Below are 15,741 nucleotides of genomic sequence, written 5' to 3' on the forward strand. Positions count from 1 at the left end.
GCGACTCCGCCGAGATCAAGCAACGTGGGCTGCCTCTTGTGGCTCCAGGATGTGCGACATAGCGAAGCCATTGAAGGTATACGTAATCTGTGTCACGATGCCGGGCAAGAAGCTGCCGCCGCACCAACCTCGACCGCTTAAGGACGCAACGTGAACTACTTTGAGCAACTCTCCAAAGAGCAAGCCGACAAAGATCATTGGATGACCGTCAAGTGGTGGTGCCCCGGCATGACCTTGGAAGAAGCCTACGAGACGATTCGCGCCCTCCCGATCGACCCCAATTATCTCATCGAGAACCCAACGCAGCCCGAGCAAGAGGGCTGGAACCAATTCAGAGGTGACACATTCATCCAGATTCGCCTGCGCGAGCTGTTTGAGGGCTACGCGATCGAGCACGGCGACCCATACTTTATTGGGTTGATGGGGCAGGCCGGCTTCGAGCGCGACTTTCTCCTCTGGCACGACGCCGAGCTCCGGGAAGCACTCATTTGGCCCCTCTTTTCCCTCGGCGGCACCCAGGAAGTCAGCTTCACCACCATGGAGAAGAAATACTGGCCCGGCTGGGCAAAATCGCTTGCTGCGCTGGTAAGCGAAGGAATGCTGGACCGCGACCGGTTGCTCGATGAGATGCTCAAAGCACTGAACCGAGGGTTTCCCGCCCACCGCGTTCGCTGGTTTACCCAGCATTACGAGGATTTCGCACCGAGCGAGGAGGAAACCACGAAGCGCCAACACCTGCTGATCGCTGCGATGGGTTCGGGCGTGGGCTCTACAACTACGTTCGCAGTCAAACAGCTCTCTCACCTATCGGAGTTGGATGCAGACGGGTTTGTTGCCGCCGCTGCCCACGCCCTGAGTGGTTCAAAGGCGACTGCCATCACGGCGCTGAAAATGCTGGAGAAGATCTCGGCCGAGCGTGAAGACCTGGCCGCGGGGATCGCCATCGCTGCGCAAACCGGCCTCTACCATGCGAAGGACGAGGTCGTACGCCGCAGCGCCGCACTCCTTCGCACGCTGGACAGGGCTGAGCTTATCGACGCCGTCCGTGACACCCTGTCCCCAGTTATGGCACTCGAATTGTTCGGGCCCCAGGACACCAGCAGCGCAGAAGACCCCGGAGTGCCTTCCGCATCGTTAGCGCAGCGCGTTGAGGCACAGCCTGTCACCCCGTGGACGGACGAGGACGCCCTGTTTCGCACCCGCGAGTTGCTCGCCACGCCCGACGCGGTGGGCTTTGCGCTACTCCTTGCCTGGCTGGCTGAAACCGGGCCGCGGGCGTTGGAGATTCTCAAACCGGTGCTGCCGAACAACGGCCCCGCGTCTTTTGTCACCGATGCGCGATGGCTGTTGGCACAATGCCGCTGCTCTCCTGCCGAGGTGAAAGAAGCCAACGCGTTTAGGCTGAAAACTGATCTGAGTAGGGAATCGCTGTTGCGAGTCGTTGCCATCGTGCATGGGCTCCGGCCCACGCGCACGTTGCTCTCGACGCCGACGGACACTTTCGGTCGCGTAGACAACACGGAATTCGCCCGCCGACTTGCCACATACCCAAACCGCGATGACATCTGGCACGACGATGCGCTCCTCGCTCACTTGCGATTGGTGGACTACCAGGACGACAACACCGGTTACGTGCCTGTGCAGGGAGTGCGAGCTGGCTGCGACTGCATCCTGTGGACTCCGCCTGAAGACCGATGCACCCATTGCGGCGCAAGCCGCGTGTGGGTACGCACCGAACAAGGGTGGAAAGACCGGAGCGCAAAGCGCGAGGAGGCGCTGCCGTTTCTGGTTTCCAGCCCGTACAGCGCAACCCACTTACCGGCCGAACGCGCAATCGTCGCCCCGAGCTGTGTGGATGCCTACACCCACGACATGGAGGAAGACCTTGATGGAGGGTTATCGAGCCACCCAGAGAAGCAAGACCCCGGCATCGTTGACGTACTGACCTGGCACCCAGGCACATGGTCTCGGCACACCGCCAGGTTCCTGGGCAAGGCCATGGCGAATGTTGATCCCGAAATGCGCGCAATCGCGGCGGAGCTTGTGGCAACGAGGCTCCCGGAAGCCATCGAGGCGGACACCACTGCGCGCGAATGGGCACAGATAGACAACGTCATCCTTGGCCGTTGGGCTGCCTCGCTTGCCGACGCTGCAACGCTCAACCCAACCTACGTCCGTGGCGTCCTTGCACACCTCCTGCCCCAGCTGGACCATAAGACACGCGACCTCAGCAAGCTCATCGAGCTTTTCCGTAACGTGCGACTCGACACCGGCCCGCGAGAACTCGACGCTGCGCTGTGCGAATGGCTTGACGCCTTCAGCGGCAAATCAAAGGCAGCGCAGGCAGCGGCGGCGCTGCGCAAGGAGGCATAGATGCACTACACGTACACCCGCCCATCCGCCATGACTGACCAGGGCCTCGAGCTTGCCACCAGTGGCGGCACGCGTTTCCACGCAGACGAGCCGCACTTCTTCAGCGGGTTCGTGGAAAACCCGCATATCGTCGCCCGCGGGGTGCTTACCGTCGCAGACTACGCCGCAAAACGCTTCTACACGCCCGTGAATACCGCGGCGATCGCCGCACTTGACCCGGTGGTCACCTCCACCCCAGAAGGTCTGCGGTTCGAATCTTTCTCCGGCTGCTGCAGCGCTTATGCCCGCTTGGATGTCACAGATCTTGACGCACAATCCCACCAGTCGGGCGTGACCAACGTGGACATCAACACCCCGCTGCGCGAAGCGCTTGCGACTGTCACACCGGGCTCGCCACTCCACCTCACCATTGCCGATGACGCACTGCACGTCACAACGATGGACAACGCCCTGGAGGAGAAAAAGGTCAATCTACCGTTGCGGTGGGTGAAAGGGCTTGCAGAATCTCAGCGTCTGAGCTCCACCATGACGTTGCAGCAGGAGCTTACGGGACCGGAGGCAACAAAGTTCATCGCCTCACTGCCGGGGACATCTACACCGAAGTCCGTGCCGTGGGCTACACCAGCCTTACGGGGCTTGCGCCTGGCATCGAGGCCGTCGAAGGGCGCGGTGTGTTTGCCAGGACCGGAACGTTTGAAATCACTCGTCCCCATTCTGCCGTATGTGACCAAACTGTCGGCATACAGCACCGAGAGTGACGGCTCTTCGCAGCCGAGGTCTTCCGCATGGGTTGTTGAGCTGCCCGGTGCGCGGTTCACAGTCGTGCTCAGCCCGATGAAAACCCGCAGCTTTTCCGGTGAGGGCTCATTACTGATGTCCCTGAGCAGCCGACGCGCAGCCGATGATGCTGACCTTATTTCCGCGGTTCTGGCGTTCGATCCCCACATTGACATCTCCCACCTCGCGGCGGAAACCGGACTCACCCCAGACCGAATTGAAGACGCACTCCAATTCCTTGCATCAACCGGTCAGGTTGGCTACGACCTCAGCCTGGGCGCATATTTTCACCGCCCGCTGCCGCTTGACCCGAATGTGGTGGGTAAGCTCAACACTCGCCTTAGCCATGCCGAGGAGCTCTTGGCCGGCAACGCAGTTACCCCTCTCGACGGGCACAACGACGAATTCGCGGTGTGCTCCGGACCCAATACATACACGGTGAGGCTCGATGACGACGCCTCTGCGTTTGCGTGCACCTGTTTCTGGTTTGCGAAGCACAAAGACAGCCGCGGCCCGTGCAAACACGTGCTGGCCGCGCGGGCGTTTCGTGATAGTGCTCGTGAGTAACCATAGATAAGCAAGTTGTCCCGGAGCACCGCAGCTGTCAGTGTGATTTCGGCTGCGGTTTCGTGCCCCTTGCCAAACGCCCGAGAGTAGAGGCGCATACTGCGACGCAGTTGGTTGGAAAAGAGTGTTGCCCCGCATCCCCTGAGGCGGGGCAACGTCGGGCTCATGATGAGCCCCTAGTTAGGCCGCAAGGATTGGCTTACTTCTTTTCAGAGGAGCCTTCCTGCTGCTTCGAGGAGCTGTCGCCCTTCGAGGAACCAGCGTTATCCTGCTCCTAGTTCGAAGAACCAGCGTAGGTATTACCAGAAGATCCTTTTCAGCTCCAAATCCTTGACAGAGCTACCACCATCAGGCGAGCAGTTGTCGTAAATCAGCGTACCGGCCAGGATGCCAGCGGCAATCAGTGTTGCGCGGGGGTATCTAGTAACACCGTGGTGACTATCCAGTAACGGGATGGTGAGTATCGAGTAACGCTTTGGGAGAAGATTCTTCTGACCGCGTGACAAAAGGACACGCGGCATCATCAGAGGAGTCCGATCGTGGCTGATTACCGGACCGTGATGGATCTTGTCTTACAAGGCTGGTCCGTCCGCCAAATCTGCTCGACTGTGCGATGCTCGCATACCACAGTCCAAAACGCCCGCCACACAATGGCGGAACACCAGATCACAACCCGTGCACAACTCGCCGGTATTACTGACGAAGAGATGGCCACATGGTTTTGCTTGGCAATGGTTAGGGCCTCACCGCAGCGTTAGCATTTCCGTCATCTGGTTCCTTGATGGCTCGGCCCAAATTCACGAGAATGACCGTCAGTCCCACGGTGATAAAGAAGTGGCCGAGGCCAACAATGCCAGAAAACATCTCCTTCGATGTAGCCGCCATTGTCATCAAAGATGGAATCCTTCAGCCCGAAAAGCTCGAAGGGGATCGGCAACGATTCCGTCCCCAGAACTCCGTGCCGTAACTCATTGACCAGCCCCAGAAGACGTAGTTAATGCTGACCACGACGAAAAAGCCGGAGGACATCAGCATCATGTTGAGCACGTCCCTGCGTTCAGCCATGCCTCCATAAAAGTGCCAGCACTGGCGTCATCAGCAGCACTAAAGCTCCGCTTATGAGGATCCAACTGGCATTACCTGCAGTCACCGGATCCATTACGTCTCCTTGTAGATTGTCCAAAACTTTCTTTTTATAGCGGTAGACCTACAGGTATTTAACACCTATTAGAGTACAGCTATTTCCTCAATCCAAGGTTAGGATAACCCTCTGCACTGCAGGTTTACACCCCGCAAGGTGGCGAACGCTGCGCGAAAGGCTGGGGCCTGCCCCAGGCTCGAAAGGCTCACCCCCACCAGAGGTGGTTGTATCAACCCGACATAGAAGGAAGCCGTCGCCCCGAACCTGCACCTTACCCCCAAAAAATGAAAATTATTGCTGGGATGTGCACACCGTATTACCGTACTTAACGGTTCAAGAATAACATTCTTCACTTCGGACACTTTGTGCCCATATACTAACCGTCTACTACGTATAAGGAACGCGTACATGTCCGCATCCAGCTCTCCCCCAGCCAGCCCCGCAGAAGAACGGGATATCAAAACCGTGGCCGAACAGGCATCAGCAAGCCCAGAAGAGCTCACCAAAAAGCGCCGCTTTAGCGATGGCTGGAAGCTTTTTATCTGCATTGTGATCGTTGTCGTTGGTGCCTTAGGCTCCTCGCTGGTACAGACCAACGGCGGCAATATTCAGGTCACCGATCTCAAAATCGCCGGCAAGCACGGCGCCACCGTGACCGCGGATCTTTTCCGCCCCAAGGACGCGACACCGGAGAATAAAGCACCGATGGTCATCGTTTCGCCCGGTTTCCAGCGCACCAAGGAAACCCAGGTGTCCAACTCGCTAGAGCTGGCCCGCCGCGGCTTTGTCACCCTAGTTGTTGACCCGTATAACCAGGGGGAGTCGAGTTCGCAGGACCCGGATGATGACGATACCGCCGTGGTCACCGCCATTGATTACGTCACAAATCACCTGGATACGTTCAATTACGTCGATGAGGATCGCATCGGCATTACTGGCCACTCTGCCGGCGGTACCGCGGTGCGCACCGCAGCCAATAAGTACGGCAAAAAGGTCGATGATGCGCTCGAGGCCGCCAAGGATCCGAATAGCGAAGGTGGCACCACCATCACAGACGGTGAGCGCAAGCGCGCCGAGGACCTGGATAAGATCTCCGCGGTCTTTATCTCCGGCTGGCTCAAGAACTTAGACGATAAGAAGTTCGCCCACGTGCACTCCAATATGGCGCTGGGCTATGCCCGCTACGATGAGGGTGGCTACCGCAATATCAACGGCGATGGCGATCTGCGCGATGCCCCAGAGGCTCTCTCCATGGTCAACTCTGGGTTGAAGAAACAAGACCAGGTAGACCGCATTGAGATTGGTCACGGCTACGGGGACATCGATAAGGGCACCTATCGCATTGCCTATAACGATGAAACGCTGCACCCGCTGCAACCGCTGACCCCCAGTGCCATTGCCAGCATCCTCGAATTCTTTGATGACACCCTGGATGCGCCGGTGAAGATGGATTCCGGCAACCAGACGTGGTGGCTCAAAGAAGTCTTTAACCTGGTATCCCTCATCGGCGCCATCGCCATGCTCTTCCCGCTGACCCGCATCCTCTTGCGTACCCGCTATTTTGCCCGAGTGGCGCAAGCGCTTCCGGCGGTACCAAAGCGCCCACGGGGCAAAGAGGCCGCAAAGTTCTGGGCCTTCTTCGTACTTTCAGCAGCCATCGCATTCTTCACGTTCATGCCGCTGGCAAACCTATCGCAGGACGTGTTCTATGATGCCGCGAATAAGGTGAGCACCTGGTTCTTCCCAGCGCGCATGGTCAATTCGGTGGTCTTGTGGGCCATCGTCAACGGCATCGTGGGGCTTATCTTGTTCTATATCACCCGGGATAAGTCCACCTATGCCCGCGGCGAGCGCGCCCGCGCCTGGGGAATCACCATGGATTGGCGCACCTTTGGACGCACGCTATTGCTGGCTTTCACGTTGCTGTTTATCTACTTTTCCATCCTGTCCATCGTCTACCTCGCCTTCCACAGCGATTACCGCTTCCTGGTCGTGGCCTCCCGCCCGCTGACGCTGCGCTGGTTCCTAGTGGCGCTGATGTATGTGCCGGCGATGTTCATCTTCTATCTGGCCAACTCCATTCGCGCCGGCGTGGGCACGCGCTATAGCGATACTCCGAAGTGGCAGACCTATCTCATTGCGGCGCTGGCTAACTCCGTAGGTTTGGCGATGATCTTCGTCATCCAATATTCGGTCTTCGCCGCCACCGGCACGGTGTACTGGACCGATGACTGGCTGTATGTTAATATGCTGCAGTCCATCTTGCCCATGATGATCCTGCTGCCCATCTTGAACAAGATGTTTTATGCCAATACCGGCCGCGTATGGCTTGGCCCCCTTGTTATCGCGCCCATTTTTATCACCATGTCCTTGGGCGGCAGCGTGGCCTATATTCCGAGCCTCGCGTAAGCTTTAAGCCATAGGTGAAATCATCAAGCAGTATTCTGTTGGCTTCACCCGAGTTAAAAATTCGGTCTATCGCGCCGCAAATGCGGAAGGCGCCAGCGTCGAATTTGACCGCGGGGAAGGCCTATTATCACCGATAGAACTTACTGGCCGCCGTCCCCGGACGTACCGCGGCAGACGTGGACGTGGTGACCTCTCGGCGCACCGAGCCGGGGTCTTTTCAGGCGCGCGCAGAAGGCGACCGCGTCAATGAGGACGGCGCCTCCTTGAGCCCCGCCTTCCTTTCCACCCCGGACGGCGTTACCGCCCGCGGGCTCGTGAATAACCTTATCCGCATTTCCCAGGGAAAGACTGCACAGTATCGCGCACCATGGAACACGCCATGATGACGCAGCACGCATGGAGTTTCTTCAAGACCTGCACCTGGCAGACGTCCTCGTGCTTGATGACTTCCTAACAACCCCGATTGATGCTGCCACAGCACACCAGCTGCTCTACATTCTTGCTGAGCGTGAACACCGCGGGTCAACGATTGTCACCTCCCAGTTCACGCCCGACGAGTGGTACAAGTCCATCCCGGATGCTGTCATTGCCGAGTCGATACTGAATCGGCTTGTCGTTGGCGCTGAGATCATCACGCTGGAAGGACCGAACATGCGCCTAGAAGCCAATACGGAGTAACTGCTTACGGTCGACGCCTGGGTGTTATTCGATACTCACCCGGGCGTTACTGGTTGCTCACCACAGCGTTACTAAATCCGTGGTCCTAACAATCAGCGCCAGACCACTAGCAACAGTAGCCAGATCAGCACCAAACTTACCCAGCTGCTGATTGACAGCATCAACCTGCGCAGCCGACTGCGGGTTGAACAGACCAGCTTGCTGCTGGATCTGCGTATTGGCAGCCTGGATCTGGGCGTTCGCCTGAGCAGTAAGGTCAGACAAGCCCGGGATCTGCATCTGAGTAGCCCAACAAATTGGGATCAGCGCCAGCAGCGGCAGGCTAAAGCCACAGCCGTCGCAGCACGCCTACCAGCATTAATACCAATCTTCGCGGTCGCCTCGTTACCAGCACCATCAGTTGCAGTCACCGCATCACCCGGATACATCACATACAGCGCATGAGAAACCCCGCTGCATCACCATTTATGCCAGTACAGCGGGGTTTGCTCGCGGTAGAGGAAAGTTTAGTTCTCCTCGGACTCCTCAGCCTTCTCCTCGGAGGACTCGGAAGCTTCCTCGGACTCAGCCTTCTCGGCAGCCTCGGCGGCGGCAGCGGCCTCAGCCTCGGCAGCAGCCTTGGCCTCTTCCTCTTCCTTGGCCTTCTTACGCTTCTCGGTGATGGCCTCGGCGGTCGGGCCGTTGTTGGCCTCCTCGAGTGCCTCGTTGAACAGCTCGAGCTTGGTCTTCTTCTCCGGAGCGACCTTCAGGGTGCCCTCGGCGCCCTCTTCGCCCTTGTGCTTCTGCCAGTCACCGGTGACCTTCAGCAGTGCAGCAACCGGCTCGGTCGGCTGTGCGCCGACGCCCAGCCAGTACTGTGCGCGCTCGGAGTCGATGCGGATGAGCGACGGCTCTTCCTTCGGGTGGTAGATACCAATGTTCTCGATTACGCGACCGTCGCGACGGGTACGGGAGTCAGCGACGACGACGCGGTACTGTGCGTTGCGGATCTTGCCCACACGCTGCAGCTTAATCTTGACAGCCATGAAAATACTTCCTTTTCGGTCACTGGGCAGTGCAGTCACCCGCCGTGTGCTGGCGGGCCGGTTCAACCCTTCTTCTTTAGCCTGCGCGTGACTGGCCGGTCGACCGCCGCGCTCCCGACCTTCCGGGGCGCGGACCAGACGGGTCCGGCGCGTACGCAGATTGTGCTGTCCCCTGGGGCGGCAAACCACCAGGCAACCCCGCATACATTACCCGGTTGAGCCACATACACCAAAACGAAGTACCACGCCCAACGGGGCCAAGTTTTTTCAAATCGGGCGGTTGAGCCGGTAATGTCTTCAGCGAATTGAACCGGATAGTACCAAAATTTTCATGATGTTGTAGGGGTTTTACGGGCTTATGGGCGAAGGAACGGCGCAGCAGTCACTTACGGCGCGGCAGGCGCAGCAGTCTCCTGGCGCGCACCCCCGCCCGCGCCCCTCGTCCTACCGCGTGGACATCGACGGCCTTCGCGGATACGCAATTGCGCTCGTCGTGCTTTTCCACGTCTTCGTCGGCCGCGTATCCGGCGGCGTGGACGTGTTCCTCCTGCTCTCCGGCTACTTCTTCTTGGGCGGCCAGCTGCGCTACGCGCTGCGTCCGAACCCCAACCTCAATCCTTGGTGGCCGCTCTGGCGCACCATTCGTAGGTTGGTCCCCGCGCTCGTCGTCGTCATCCTGACGGTCCTTATCGCGGTGCATTACCTCACCCCGGAGCTCATGAGCGACGAGCTCGCGGCCCAGTTCACCGCGTCGATGCTCTACTACCAGAACTGGGAGCTTATGGCGCAGGACGCGGACTACGCGGCCGCCAGCCAGGACACGTCGCCGCTGCAGCATTTGTGGTCAATGGCAGTCCAAGGCCAGTTCTACCTTTTTGGCATCCTGTTCGGCACGCTCATCGCTGTCTTGATTACCAAGTGCAAGCTGCCACGCACGCTCGCCCGCCGCGGCGCAGTGATCGTACTCGCACTCATCACCGTCGCCTCCTTCGCGTGGGCGTCCCGCTTCGGGTTTATCGGCACCGGCGCGAACTACTACTCCACGTTCTCCCGCGCCTGGGAGCTCTCGCTCGGCGCGCTCCTCGCGTTCGTCCCGCGCTCGCGCTTCTTCCCGCAGCGCTTCGCCTGGTTGACGTCGGCGCTTGGCGTCGTGTGCATCACGATTACGGGCGCCGTGGTTGCCAATTCGCTCGCGTTCCCGGGCCCAGTCGCGCTGCTCCCCCTCGTGGGCGCCGCGCTGGTGATTCTCAGCGGCAATGACAACCCGATTTCCGCGGTCCTCGCGTCCAAGCCGATGACCTGGCTGGGCGGCATCGCCTACTCGCTGTATCTCTGGCACTGGCCGCTGCTCATCATCGTCACCGTCATCGGCGGCTTTGGCACCCCGCCGGCCTGGGTGGGCACGATTGTCATCATCGTCTCTCTCGCCCTCGCGCACGTCACCCACGAGCTGCTTGAGGAGCCGCTCCGTCAGCACCGGAAGCGCCCGACCGCCACGGACACGCCGCTTCTCGACGCCCGCAGGTCACTCCGCACCCCCGCCGGTGCAGCCCGCGCCGTCGGTGGCGTGATTGTCACCTGCTTGGTCGCCGCTACCTTTACGATTCAACCGCTGTGGAACCAGAAGGTCCAGGAGGCGGAAAAGCCGCTCAATGACACCTTCTACCCCGGCGCCTTGGCGCTGGCGGGGGCGAACGTTCCTGACGTGCCCCCACAGCCGGACCCGAACCTCATCTCCGGTGTCTACCCGCCCGCCGGTACCGACGGCTGCATGGTGTTCCAGAACCAGGACGCCGACACCATGCCGCGCCCCGACTGCGTGTACGGCGACCCAGAGGCGAACACGACGGTAGTCATGGTGGGCGGCTCCCACATCGAGCCGTACGTGATCCCCTTTGACCGCCTGGGCAAGGAACACGGATTCAAGGTGATCCCGTACGTCCGTCAGACGTGCCCGCTCATCCTGGACGCCGCGGAGAGCGGCGAGCTCGTCTCCCAGGTCTGCCAGGAGTGGAGCGTCAACGCGTTCAACGAGATCGTAAACCTGGACCCGGATCTGGTGGTCTCCACCTCGACGCGCCCGGAAGGCCACGCGGGAGACGTGACGGTGTCCGTGGACCACGTCCCGGACTCCTACCTCAACCTGTGGGACGAGCTCGCCGCCAACGACCTTCCCTTCTTGGGATTCCGCGACAATCCGTGGATCTTCGACATTTTCGGGGAGATCATGGACCCGAACGTCTGCGTTGTCGCCGGTCACACTGAGGAGGAGTGCTCCATGGCCACCAAGGACGTCTACGCCCCCGTCGACCCGGCTGCCGAGTACCTCGATGGCTCGCGCAATCAGTTCAGCGTGGACACCGCCGGGTGGTTCTGCGACGCCGAACTGTGCCGCCCCCAGATCGGCAACGTGTACGTCTACCGCGACCAGAACCATATCTCGAACGCGTACATGGCCACGCTGACGCCGCTGGTGTGGCAGGAGCTGCGCCGGGTCTTTGACACGCTGGACATCGCCTACACGCAGCCCGAGCCGGGGCAAGACGGCGAGGGCGCAGCAGGCGCGCCACCCACGGAGTACGTCATCCCGCCGCTGTTCCCCGACCCAAACGCACACGTCCCCGTCGGCGACGGGGAGGCACCGGAGGTGCCGATGGTGGGGCGCGAGTAGGCGTCGATAAGCAGCCCGCTCGGGGCGTTAGCGCACTTTACGACGCTTCCACCCCAGCGCCACAAACGCCTGGCGATCGCCCGCAACGTAATGCTCGGCGAGCGCGAGGGCCTCGGCGAGGCTGCTCGTCTTGCGCTGGAAATTCTCAATCTGCCCGAAGTCGTGTCCCCATCCGACCACGAACCGGCTGCGAAGCGCGCCGCTGTCATTGATCACCAAGACGTAGTCGCCCTCCACAGCGGAATCCATCACTTGGATGAAGTCGCCCTTTGTGGGCAACTCCACCCGGCGCAGCGCGTCCAGGTTATCCGGGTCGAGAGACACGGGCTCGAAGAGGTTTGACTGCATCTGGAAGCGGGAAGGCGCATCCGATGCCCGCTTGGCGCTGTGCCACTGGGCCGCTTCGACCACCGCAGCCGGCGACCGCGCCATTGTGGCGTAGAGGTGCAGCACATCCGGTTCAGCGAGTCCCTCGACCGAGTACACAATGCTGCCTGGGATTTCGTACGTGGCCGAATAGCCGCCCGGGGCCTCACGGATGGTGAGCCAGTAGTACTGCAGGTCCGGCTCCGAACGGCCCGAGTCGAGCGTAATGCTGGCCGCGACCACGAGCTCGTCCGCGCGGGACAAAAGCTGCAACCCCTGCGCGAACGCGGGCACGGTGGCGTCGACCCAGAACTGGGCGATCGTGTTGTTCGCGCCGAGCGTCAATCCGCTGAACGGCGTCTCCTCGCCTCCGGTGGCGTTGTAGAAGACGTGCGCCCCGTTGAGCACGACCGAGACCCCGTACAGGGGTGCAAGGCGCACGATGTTCGCGAGGACCCCGTCGAGCGCGGCCTTGGGCACCCACACACGCGTCATCGCGCGGAGCCCGACCTCGTTGCCGGCGCGCCCGCGGAACGCACCGGGTGCCGGCTGTGCTTGCTGCAGCTCGGAGAAGAAGGCCTTGAGCTCGGCGGGTGCGTCCTCGGCGGTGTCCGCGTGCATCCGGTGGAAGTGCCGGACCGATGCATCGGTCCATGCCTGGGCTCGCTGCGGGAGGATCATGGCAGAGATCTCCGTGAGCTCGTTGTCCCACAGCGACCGTGTTCGAACCGGGGCGTCCTGGCCGAAGAGCGCTTCTGCCTGCGCGTCATCCGCCGTCAGGTAGGTGTGGACGAACGCCACCAGGTCGGCGCCGCTGGAAAACTCACGGGTCACAGTTGAAAGCGGTGCGGTTTCCAGCGTGGCTACCCATCGGCCGTTGCCGGCGCGCCCGTATTCCAGGGCGCCACCTGGGCCGTCGTGGAGCCGCACGAGTGTGCCCTCCGGCAGATGAAGCACCGCGTCGAACCGACGCAGAGGGAGCTCGCCGCGCTCCCCAGCGCTCGTGACAAAGTGGGCGTCTGCCGGCGCAGCCTCGCCCCATGCGAGGCGGCCAAGCAGCGGACTCCGGTCCGCAAACGCCAGGAGCAACTCCCGCGCCTGAGCGTAGCCTGCCACTCGGCAAGTGAGGAAACGATACTGTCCGGCATCTTCCCCGTTCACGTGGCGCCAACGGAGGGTCCACGAGCCGTCGGCGTCGAGGCGTGCAGCCATCGCTTCCGGGCCCTCGGCGTACACCTCGACCCACGCGCCGATGGGGTCGGGCGCACGCAGCGCGTCCTCAAAGGCCACATCAATAGTGCGCTCGCACACCTGGTGCCACAGAGTACCGATGCTATTGCGCAGCCCCGCGAAGCCAACCTCGTGCATTTCCGCCCCGGATCCGTTGACCAGCAACCCGGAGTCGGCCTGAAACACCAGGGCGCGATGCTGAAATGCTAGGTCGACGACACGGTTAAACACCTGGGGATCGTCCATCTGCGCATCAATGGTGAGCACGCGCTGCGCCTTCACGTCGTGCCCCAGCAGGTGCGCAAGCGCACCCGCGAGACCCTCCATCGATGCGTCCTGTTCCTCGAACTGCTCCTGGTCCGCGAAAAACTCCTGCACGTGCCGATGGTGGTGTGCGAGCACGCTGGTCGATGGACGGAGCACGTACAGGCGCTCCGGCGCCCCGTACCGTTGCCCGCCTGGCGCCCCTTCGTCCCCCACGATCCAGTCAAGGGCGCGCATGAGCTCCCGGTTATCCTCCACGTACATCCGGAAGACTTCGTACGCGCGGTCGAGGTCGCGGGTGAGCACGTGCCCGCGCTCGACGGCGCCATTGTTATACCCCCACTCCACTCGGTACCAACCATGGGCATCGTGGCGGAACACGCGGCAATAGTCCTCGGGGCTACGGTTGTCAGTCACTCCGATCCAGTCGCCGACGCCCGCTGTGGCAAACGCTTCCTGGTAGGTGGCCAACGCCTCGTCGCTGTACAACGTCGTCGAGTCACCGGAGTTGAAGCCGAGCATGTACGGACGCCGCGGCAAGGCCAGGTCCGCGGTCCGCACCGATTCCCAGTGCACTGAGTCAATAATGTCGTGTGGAGACTCCGCGGCGTTCAAGAACACGACCGCGACATCGTATTGCGAAAGCCCTGCGACGGCCCGCATGCTCCAACCGGGCCCGTAGGCCTTCAGCAGAAACGAGCCATGATCCGCGTCCTGAGGGATCGCGAGGAGCACCAGCCGCTGGTCGGGGCGCTCGAGCGACTCGACGGTCAGTCGCAGCTGCCAATCGCTGAAGTGCACCATCAACGCTTCCATGAAGGCAACCGGTGACACCGATACCCACCGATGCACGCACTTGTCGCCGTCAAACAGCTCAAGGGTGCACCGCACATCGCCTCCAGCTGCGGCGCCTGAGGGGTTGACCACCACATGTACACCGTCAAGCACCAGCGACACCCCGTAGCGCTGCGCGAGGTTGCCCAGCCGGTCGAGGGTCCGCACCGAGCCACGCCGGCGGACAGAAATCGTCGATAAGGCACGCGCTTCCACGCTGTTTTGCTCAAGCGCGAGCGTATGCGGTGCCTGCTGATTCACCTGCGCAATGAATGCCGCCATCGCTCCCTCTGCCACACCGTTGTGTGTGTCCCGCACGCGGTGCATCTCGCGTATCGACGAATTCGCCCACCTCGCCGCGCGTTCCGGAAGCACCATCGCCGTCACGGTGAGAGCGGCGGGCAATGCCATTTCAGACGACTCCGGGAAGTACTCGAGCAACGCCCCGAGCTCGTTGTTGACATAGGCTTCCGCAACCTCGAGGAGCTCGCCGGCGGTGTCGAAGGTGCGGCTCATACCGCCGTTCAAGGCGTGGCGCATCGTCGCGCGCCACTGCCCGTCGTGGTCCCGCCCAAATTCCAAAGAGAAATTGAGCCGGTCGTGCAGGCGCACCATGACGCCCGCCGGCAGGTCGCGGATCGCCCCGAACCGGCGCAACCTGTACTGGGAGCGTTGCACGAGGTCGCAGGTAGAGAGACGCGGGACGAAGTCGACGTTGGTCCACTCGTACTCACTGAGGGTCGAACAATGATCCGCAAACGCGAGCAGGACGGCGCGGGCTTCCTCGTAAGTCGCAACCGTCAGGGTCCGTAGGTCGGAATTGTCCTCGCGAACGGTCCACACGATTGTGAAACGGCCGTCGTCCAGGAGGTGCATGCGCATCCGGACACCAAACTCGGCGGTGCCATCGCCGAAGTTGTGCACTTGCACCCAGGTGTCCATGTCGGACGGCGCTCGAAGTGCATCCTCAAACGCGCGGTCCAGAGTGTGCTCGCTCACCTGGCACCAGGCTGTTGCGATCGAGTTTGTCACCGCCGAAAATTCGGCGGTCGCACCATCGACGCCAGTGGCGTCGATGTACAGATCCGATTCCCCAATAAACGCCGAGACGCGATGCTTCAAGCACACGACAAAGAGGAAATTCAGCGAGTGGGCATCGAGACCGTTCACCGAGGCCGTTATGAGGCGAGTCGGCGCGAACTCCTGCCGCAGCCCACGCGAAAGATCACGCGCAAACGCCTCCATCTCTGGATCGGGGAGCCGGCGTAGCGCTTCAACATCCGCACCCTTGAGAACCTTCGCCAGTTGGTCGAAGCGAGACGTGACGACGCTATTTGTTCGCAGGAAGTGGAATGGGAACTCCATACCGCACAACCTACAGTGATATAGCGCACACCGCAGGGGGC

Annotated in this window: 9 protein-coding genes and 1 pseudogene; 6 read left to right on the forward strand and 4 right to left on the reverse strand. The window is 61.3% G+C overall.

Features of this window, described 5'->3' with window-relative positions; genetic code table 11:
- The first annotated feature begins 150 nt into the window (after positions 1–150).
- The 3 genes from FPH17_RS01715 (at position 151) to FPH17_RS12185 (ending at position 4,475) form a co-directional block, all read left to right on the forward strand.
- Positions 151–2,373, forward strand: coding sequence for a DUF6493 family protein (locus FPH17_RS01715; RefSeq protein WP_154878438.1), 2,223 nt, complete (start codon positions 151–153; stop codon positions 2,371–2,373).
- Positions 2,374–3,717: an SWIM zinc finger family protein gene (locus FPH17_RS01720; RefSeq protein ID WP_154878439.1), complete on the forward strand. Its 1,344-nt coding sequence runs from the start codon at positions 2,374–2,376 to the stop codon at positions 3,715–3,717.
- A 560-nt stretch (positions 3,718–4,277) separates the two neighbouring features.
- Positions 4,278–4,475 carry a helix-turn-helix domain-containing protein gene (locus tag FPH17_RS12185; RefSeq protein WP_414437255.1) on the forward strand — a complete coding sequence of 66 codons (198 nt, stop codon included), beginning with the start codon at positions 4,278–4,280 and terminating at the stop codon, positions 4,473–4,475.
- A gap of 107 nt (positions 4,476–4,582) precedes the next feature.
- Here FPH17_RS12185 and FPH17_RS01730 read toward each other — a convergent pair.
- A pseudogene (locus tag FPH17_RS01730) lies at positions 4,583–4,876 on the reverse strand (ammonium transporter); the annotation flags it as partial.
- A gap of 390 nt (positions 4,877–5,266) precedes the next feature.
- Between FPH17_RS01730 and FPH17_RS01735 the strand changes: the two are divergent.
- Together FPH17_RS01735 and FPH17_RS01745 are read left to right on the forward strand one after the other, a co-directional pair.
- The gene (locus tag FPH17_RS01735; RefSeq protein ID WP_203085493.1) at positions 5,267–7,267 is read left to right on the forward strand and encodes an alpha/beta hydrolase family protein; all 2,001 of its coding nucleotides are present in this window, start codon (positions 5,267–5,269) and stop codon (positions 7,265–7,267) included.
- A 396-nt stretch (positions 7,268–7,663) separates the two neighbouring features.
- On the forward strand, positions 7,664–7,945 hold the full coding sequence (locus FPH17_RS01745) for an ATP-binding protein (protein ID WP_238397091.1): 282 nt from the start codon (positions 7,664–7,666) through the stop codon (positions 7,943–7,945).
- A 57-nt stretch (positions 7,946–8,002) separates the two neighbouring features.
- Here FPH17_RS01745 and FPH17_RS01750 read toward each other — a convergent pair whose 3' ends face one another.
- Both FPH17_RS01750 and rpsP read right to left on the reverse strand, forming a co-directional pair.
- On the reverse strand, positions 8,003–8,224 hold the full coding sequence (locus FPH17_RS01750) for a hypothetical protein (protein ID WP_154878441.1): 222 nt from the start codon (positions 8,222–8,224) through the stop codon (positions 8,003–8,005).
- A 227-nt stretch (positions 8,225–8,451) separates the two neighbouring features.
- On the reverse strand, positions 8,452–8,970 hold the full coding sequence (gene rpsP / locus FPH17_RS01755; RefSeq protein ID WP_154878442.1) for a 30S ribosomal protein S16: 519 nt from the start codon (positions 8,968–8,970) through the stop codon (positions 8,452–8,454).
- A gap of 358 nt (positions 8,971–9,328) precedes the next feature.
- Here rpsP and FPH17_RS01760 point away from each other — a divergent pair, with 358 nt between their 5' ends.
- A complete protein-coding gene (locus FPH17_RS01760; RefSeq protein WP_154878443.1) occupies positions 9,329–11,641 on the forward strand; it encodes an acyltransferase family protein in 2,313 nt (770 codons plus the stop codon).
- A gap of 27 nt (positions 11,642–11,668) precedes the next feature.
- Here the strand turns inward: FPH17_RS01760 and FPH17_RS01765 are convergent, their stop codons facing one another.
- Positions 11,669–15,700 carry a hypothetical protein gene (locus FPH17_RS01765; RefSeq protein WP_154878444.1) on the reverse strand — a complete coding sequence of 1,344 codons (4,032 nt, stop codon included), beginning with the start codon at positions 15,698–15,700 and terminating at the stop codon, positions 11,669–11,671.
- Positions 15,701–15,741 lie beyond the last annotated feature (41 nt).

This window comes from Corynebacterium gottingense (assembly GCF_007559235.1).
Taxonomy (GTDB): Bacteria; Actinomycetota; Actinomycetes; order Mycobacteriales; family Mycobacteriaceae; genus Corynebacterium; species Corynebacterium gottingense.

Bases quoted from the DNA above. Each gene is read 5' to 3' on its own strand.
- FPH17_RS01720 (WP_154878439.1), top strand. From the start codon at position 2,374: ATGCACTACACGTACACCCGCCCATCCGCCATGACTGACCAGGGCCTC.
- FPH17_RS12185 (WP_414437255.1), top strand. From the start codon at position 4,278: ATGGATCTTGTCTTACAAGGCTGGTCCGTCCGCCAAATCTGCTCGACT.
- FPH17_RS01735 (WP_203085493.1), top strand. From the start codon at position 5,267: ATGTCCGCATCCAGCTCTCCCCCAGCCAGCCCCGCAGAAGAACGGGAT.
- FPH17_RS01745 (WP_238397091.1), top strand. From the start codon at position 7,664: ATGGAGTTTCTTCAAGACCTGCACCTGGCAGACGTCCTCGTGCTTGAT.
- FPH17_RS01750 (WP_154878441.1), bottom strand. From the start codon at position 8,224: ATGCAGATCCCGGGCTTGTCTGACCTTACTGCTCAGGCGAACGCCCAG.
- rpsP (WP_154878442.1), bottom strand. From the start codon at position 8,970: ATGGCTGTCAAGATTAAGCTGCAGCGTGTGGGCAAGATCCGCAACGCA.
- FPH17_RS01760 (WP_154878443.1), top strand. From the start codon at position 9,329: ATGGGCGAAGGAACGGCGCAGCAGTCACTTACGGCGCGGCAGGCGCAG.
- FPH17_RS01765 (WP_154878444.1), bottom strand. From the start codon at position 15,700: ATGGAGTTCCCATTCCACTTCCTGCGAACAAATAGCGTCGTCACGTCT.